This window comes from Mycobacterium sp., from assembly GCF_035603715.1.
Taxonomy (GTDB): domain Bacteria; phylum Actinomycetota; class Actinomycetes; order Mycobacteriales; family Mycobacteriaceae; genus Mycobacterium.
Genome location: NZ_DATNJW010000593.1, coordinates 1 through 5,133, shown reverse-complemented (window position 1 = coordinate 5,133; position 5,133 = coordinate 1). Strand labels below are relative to the sequence as shown.

General features: G+C 64.4%; 5 protein-coding genes and 1 pseudogene. 5 read left to right on the top strand and 1 reads right to left on the bottom strand.

The genetic code is table 11. From position 1 onward, the window contains the following. Window positions 1-122: pseudogene (locus VN856_RS24335) on the bottom strand (hemerythrin domain-containing protein); the annotation flags it as partial. A 149-nt stretch (window positions 123-271) separates the two neighbouring features. On the opposite strand from VN856_RS24335, the gene VN856_RS24330 reads away from it, so the two are divergent. From VN856_RS24330 to VN856_RS24310, 5 genes are read left to right on the top strand one after another with little or no spacing between them, the layout of a single operon-like run. Continuing rightward, window positions 272-1,543 (top strand): sulfotransferase, encoded by a 1,272-nt coding sequence (locus VN856_RS24330; RefSeq protein ID WP_325694053.1) that lies wholly within the window; start codon window positions 272-274, stop codon window positions 1,541-1,543. Window positions 1,544-1,557: 14 nt separating this feature from the next. Next, window positions 1,558-2,796: an MBL fold metallo-hydrolase gene (locus VN856_RS24325; RefSeq protein ID WP_325694050.1), complete on the top strand. Its 1,239-nt coding sequence runs from the start codon at window positions 1,558-1,560 to the stop codon at window positions 2,794-2,796. After that, window positions 2,793-3,542, top strand: coding sequence for an SDR family oxidoreductase (locus tag VN856_RS24320; protein ID WP_325694048.1), 750 nt, complete (start codon window positions 2,793-2,795; stop codon window positions 3,540-3,542). The genes VN856_RS24325 and VN856_RS24320 overlap by 4 nt, the downstream gene beginning before the upstream one ends. Before the next feature lie 16 nt (window positions 3,543-3,558). Continuing rightward, a complete protein-coding gene (locus VN856_RS24315) occupies window positions 3,559-4,038 on the top strand; it encodes a VOC family protein (RefSeq protein ID WP_325694046.1) in 480 nt (159 codons plus the stop codon). Window positions 4,039-4,051: 13 nt separating this feature from the next. After that, a complete protein-coding gene (locus VN856_RS24310) occupies window positions 4,052-4,999 on the top strand; it encodes an LLM class flavin-dependent oxidoreductase (RefSeq protein WP_325694043.1) in 948 nt (315 codons plus the stop codon). Window positions 5,000-5,133: the final 134 nt, after the last annotated feature.

Sequence of the window (5,133 nt, the reverse complement as noted above, 5' to 3'; positions counted from 1 at the left end):
TTCTCCCGGGCCTCCGGGTCCGTCGCGTGCAGCACCTGGTCGAACATGTCCTCGATGAGGTTGTGCTGAGCTTTCAGGAACGCGATCACGTCGTCGGGCGATTGAATGATCATCTCGGACATGCCCCATACCTCCAGTGTTCGAAAAGTCGATGGTTACGGGCAGTTGGCTGGGCGGCCCGGTTTGACTTGGCGTACCCCAGACGGATGCGACTAAACGCCGCAGCCCTGGGCGCTAGTCTGCATTCGGCATCGAGTCGAGGAGGCGGCCTGTGGTTTCAGCGGACCGCGACGTCGCTGACATCGACTTCGACGACCTGACGTCGCCCCGGCTGACCGAGGTCCAGCGTCAGATTCTCGAATTCACCGAAGCCAGGCCCGTCGAATTCGACATCGACCGGATGTTCGCCGAAGCCGTCGTTCAGGCGGGGGTGGGCGACGATCTGGACGACAACGACGGTTTCAGCGAGCGGCTGGCGGCACACGTCGCCGCGATCGAAGCGGACGCAGGTCTGACGCAGCTCACCCGCTCGTCGTTGCGGCAACGAGTCGTTCGCCTGTTGCGCAACCGGCTGTCGCTGACCGAGCTCATCAAGCGGTATCCCGAAATCAAGTCGATCCCGATCGAGAAGCCGTTCATCGTCGTCGGTATGCCGCGGTCAGGCACCACACATCTGGTGAACCTCATCGCCGCCGATCCGCGCCGACGGGCGCTGCCGTACTGGGAAAGCCAGGATCCGATCCCCGCTGTCGGCGACGGCCCCGACACCTTCGGCGTCGATCCCCGCTACGCGCGGGCGAAGGCCGAGCACGACGCGTTGATGGCGAGTGCCCCCGTGGTAGCGGCCATGCACGACCGGTTCCCCGAAGCGATCGAGGAAGAAGTCGAGCTGCTCGACTTGGACCTTGCCGCCTACGTACTGGAATGGCATGCACGCGTACCGGATTGGCGCGACTACTACCTGAGCCTCGATCAGAATCGGCACTACGCCTACATGAAGAAGGTGTTGCAGGCGTTGACGTTCCTGCGTGGCCCGCGAACCTGGATCCTCAAAAGCCCGCAGCACTGCGAGCAACTCGGACCGCTGATCGCGACCTTCCCCGACGCGACAGTCGCATTCACCCACCGTGATCCGGTCGCGGTCATCCAGTCGGCGATCACAATGATGGCGTACTCAGATCGGCTGCGCCGCAAAAGTATCGAGCCGGGCTGGCTGCTGGACTACTGGAGCGACCGCGTAGAGCGACTACTCAGTGCCTGGGTGCGCGACCGCGAGCTGATACCGGCCGAGCGCAGCATCGACGTCAGCTTCCACCACCTCAACGGCAATGAAATGCCGTTGCTCGACCAGCTTTACCGTTGTGGCGGCGTCGAATTGACGCCGAAGGTGCGTGGACGTTTCCAGCAGTACCTGGACGGCAATCCGCGCGGTAAGCACGGCAGCATCCGCTATGACCTGCAACGACACTTCGGGATCTCGCCCGACGAGCTGCGGCAGCGGTTCGACTTTTACTTCGACCGGTTCGACGTCCGGCCCGAATGAAGGAGTCCACAGCGATGTTCGAACCCATCTATCGCAGCCGGCCGGGTGCGGACGGCCTGGCCCCGGCGTGCGCCGACCGGGCCGAGGAGATCGCCCCCGGGCTGTGGTGCTCACCGGGCCTGTCGAATTCGTACTTGTTGACCACCGACGAAGGCCGGGTCATCGTCAACACCGGCATGGGCTTCGAGGGGCCGGTGCACCGGGCCAACTTCGACGCTGTCGACTCCTCGCCGGTGCGATACATCGTCTTCACGCAGGGGCACGTCGATCATGTCGGCGGTCTGGACAGTGTCCGCGATCCCGACACAACGGTTGTCGCACAGTCGAACTGGACATTGTGGCGTGACGACAACGAGCGGCTGATCCCGTACCGGGCCAACCGCAGTGCGTTCGCGTTCAAAAACACCCTGTCGACCGGCATTCAGGCCATCCAACGTCGACTCGGCACCAAGCGATTGCCGGGACAGAGCATCCCGGTCGTCGACCTCGACTTCGACGACACCCTCACGCTGAACGTCGGCGGTCGCCGGATAGACCTGATCGCGGTGCCGGGCGGCGAGACCAACGACTCGCTGGTGCTGTGGCTACCCGACGAGCGAATTTGTCTGTGCGGGAACACCTTCGGGCCCATCTTCGGGCACATTCCCAACCTCGTTACGATGCGCGGCGACCGGTATCGAGACGCGCTCACCGCGATCGCATCGGTGGAGCGGGTCCGTGAGCTGCAACCCGAACTCCTGGTGACCGGTCACTTCGCGCCGATCGCCGGCGCCGAACGCATCCGCGCCGAGCTGACCCGGTTACGCGACGCCATCCAGTACATTCACGACCAGACGGTGGCAGGCATGAACGCCGGCAAGGATGTTCGGACTCTGATGCGCGAAATCACCGTGCCGCCGGAATACGAAGTAGGCCAAGGCTACGGAAAGGTCGCGTGGGATGTGCGTGCCATCTGGGAGAACTACTCCGGCTGGTTTCACCACCGCTCCACCACCGAGCTCTACCCGGTTGGATTCGACGAGGTGGCCGCCGATGTCGTCGAGCTGGCCGGCGCCGACGCGCTCGTGCAGCGGGCACGCGAGCACCTGGCCGCGGGACGTCCGCTGCACGCCATCCACTTGGCCGAGCTGGTGGCCGCCGATCATCCGGGAGCGCGCGACGTGCTGACGCAGGCCCACGAAAATCTGTTGAGCGACAGCACCAACTTCTGGGAGCGAGCCTGGATCACCGAACAAATAGCGAGAAACGCATGACCGCGCGGGTCAGCTTCGACTTCACCGGGACCACGGTGTTGATCACCGGTGGAACCAGCGGGATCGGACACGCCACCGCGTCGTTGTTTCGCGACGCCGGCGCGCAGGTCACCATCACCGGCACCAAACCGTCGGCGGCCGACTACGACGCGGACCTGTCGGGCATGGCGTACCACCAGCTCCGGATCACCGATCGCGACTCGGTGGACGCGGTGGTGGGCAACTTCAGCCAACTCGACGTCCTGGTCAACAACGCGGGCGCGAATTTCCCGGGCGGCCTTGATGAGTCGAAGCCGGACGGTTTCGAAGCCTCGGTGACGCTCAACCTGACGGGGCCGTACCGCCTGACGGTCGGCCTGTACGGCGCGCTCAAAGCATCGACAGCGGCGGGGGGCGCCAGCGTGGTCAATCTGGCGTCGATGTCTGCGTTGCGCTCCGTCGCGCTGGTGCCCGGCTACGGGGCCGCCAAATCCGGCATCGTCAACATCACCCGAAATCTCGCGGTCAAATGGGCGGGCAAGGGAATTCGCGTGAACGCGGTGGCGCCGGGTGCGATCGACACCCCGATGACCGCGCCGATGCACGGCGCTGCCGAACTGGTCGAGGCCGAGCTGGCCCACATCCCGCTGCGGCGGTTCGGATCGGTCGCCGAGATCGCGCCCACCATCGCGTTTCTGTGCACCGAGCAAAGCAGCTACACCAGCGGCGCAGTATTCGTCGTCGACGGCGCATCCGATTGCGTCTGAAACTGTAAGGAAATCAATGACATTCGCACTCAATCCGGAGGACTACTATCACACGGGCATCGTCGTTCCCGACCTCGATGCCGCGATGGAACGGCTCAGCGCGGTGGCTGGTTACCGATGGATCACCCCGCTGACGTACACGCTGCCGTTTCGCACCGTGAACGGAACCCGGGAACTCACCTCGACATTCGTCTATTCGCTGCAGAGCCCGCACGTGGAACTGATCCAGCAGGTACCGGAAAGTCCCTGGACGGCAGCAGCGGGCAACTCGGTGCACCACTTGGGCTACTTCGTCGACGACCTCGCCGAAACCGCGCGAGCACTGGAGGCCAACGGCTTTGCCTTCGAGGCGACCGCCGACATTTCGCCGCCGGATTTGGCGCTGTTCGCCTACTACATCGACGCGTTCGGCACCCGTGTCGAGATCGTCGACCGCAAATTGTTCCCGGACTTTCCCGCGTTCCTGAAGTCGGCCGCGCCGCCGGCCGACGCGTAGCCGGAGGGTTGGCATGGTGCTTCCGGTGCTGCGCTTCAACTTCGCCTCGCCGCAGGGGGAGCCGCGGATCCAAGGCGAACTGATCCGGGCTGCAATCGAATTGGCGCAATGGGGCGAGTCGCGGGGGATCTTCACGGTCAGCATCGACGAGCACCACGCCACCGGACAGGGATGGAGTTGCAACCCGATACTGGCCGCCGGAATGTTTCTGGCACAGACGAAGACGCTGATCGCCAGCGTGGACTGCGCGCTGGGGCCGCTGTGGAACCCTGTCCGGCTCGCCGAGGACATCGCCTTGGTCGACAACATGAGCCGCGGTCGACTGCACACCACGGTGGGCCTGGGTTACCGCACGGTCGAATATGACTCGCTTGGAGTCGATTTCAGCCAACGCGGCCAACTGATGGACAGTCTGATCGAGCGGATGCTGGCGGTGTGGGCGGAGATAGGGTCGTGGACCCGGCCACATCCACCGCTGTACGTTGGCGGCGGTGCCCGGGTCACCGCACGAAGGGCGGCGCGGTTTCGGTTGCCGCTCAGCCTCGCCGATCACCTGCCCGACGTAGCGGCTCACTATCGCGAGCTTTGTGCCGAGGTCGGCCTGACGCCGTTGGTCATCATGCCCGGGCCGGTCAACCGCGGAATGATCTATCTACATGAGGATCCTGACCGGGCCTGGGCCGAGCTCGGCGAGCACATCCTGTGGGAGGCAGTCACGTACGGCGGCTGGTCGGCTGACCAACGATCGTTGATGCACCTACCCGGTGTTCAGACGCTCGAAGACGTCCGGGAGTCGGGACGGTACCGCTTCCTGACTCCCGGTCAACTGATCGCCGAAGTCCGCGATGCTCCCGACTACGGGCCGCTGGTGCTGCATCCCCTGGTCGGCGGCATGCCGGTCGACGAAGCGTGGAAGTCGGTTCACCTGCTTGCCGACCAGGTGCTACCGGCGCTGCGCTGAGTCGTTCCGCTTCTTTTCTCCGACTTTGTTCGGTTTGAACCCGTATGGTGATATGTCCGCGCTGCAAACGCATCTCGGGTGGCGCAGTAATTTGCGCCCCGGTGATATCGCACGCCTGAGGTGTGGCTGCTGAT

What these genes read in the sequence shown, in the direction of transcription:
- VN856_RS24320 (WP_325694048.1), top strand. Translation starts at nt 2,793, where the DNA reads ATGACCGCGCGGGTCAGCTTCGACTTCACCGGGACCACGGTGTTGATC.
- VN856_RS24310 (WP_325694043.1), top strand. Translation starts at nt 4,052, where the DNA reads ATGGTGCTTCCGGTGCTGCGCTTCAACTTCGCCTCGCCGCAGGGGGAG.
- VN856_RS24325 (WP_325694050.1), top strand. Translation starts at nt 1,558, where the DNA reads ATGTTCGAACCCATCTATCGCAGCCGGCCGGGTGCGGACGGCCTGGCC.
- VN856_RS24315 (WP_325694046.1), top strand. Translation starts at nt 3,559, where the DNA reads ATGACATTCGCACTCAATCCGGAGGACTACTATCACACGGGCATCGTC.